Origin of the sequence: Chryseobacterium cucumeris, assembly GCF_001593385.1 — a bacterium.
Lineage (GTDB): Bacteria > Bacteroidota > Bacteroidia > Flavobacteriales > Weeksellaceae > Chryseobacterium > Chryseobacterium cucumeris.
Genome location: NZ_LUVZ01000033.1, coordinates 1 through 486, shown reverse-complemented (window position 1 = coordinate 486; position 486 = coordinate 1). Strand labels below are relative to the sequence as shown.

Below are 486 nucleotides of genomic sequence, written 5' to 3'. Positions count from 1 at the left end.
TTATACCTGAATCAGAACCTTGTTTTTCACTACATAACAGGATTTTTATTTCCCGTTATAATCTTCATCTGAAACCGGATCCATCCAGTTCACCAGTCCTTTTTCGGCATTGATTCCAATCGCTGTATGGATCATTACGCTATCAGGAGAAGCTCCGTGCCAATGCTTAATTCCAGGCAGAATGTTTACAAAGCCCCCTGCTTCTATTTGTTGTACAGGACCTCCTTCTTCCTGATAATAACAAACTCCTTCCCGAATCAAAAGAATCTGATTACTGCCGTGTGTATGCCAGTTGTTGCGCGTCCCCGGCGCAAACATCACTTCTCCTACGTAAGCATCTGTTTCAGCATCCGGAAACACATAATTTTTCACCCATGCTTTTCCTGTAAAATATTCGTCAGGTGCAGGCAAAAATCCCATGATTTCAATTTCTTGGTCTGAATACATAATTCTATTTTTTGACTTTAATAAAACTGTTCTTGCCCA

At 40.5% G+C, this 486-nt stretch carries 1 protein-coding gene; it reads right to left on the bottom strand.

Features of this window, described 5'->3' with window-relative positions; all coding sequences use genetic code 11:
• Positions 1-45: 45 nt before the first annotated feature.
• The coding region (locus A1704_RS15160) for a cupin domain-containing protein (RefSeq protein ID WP_317041203.1) at positions 46-486 on the bottom strand (441 nt) is incomplete at its 5' end.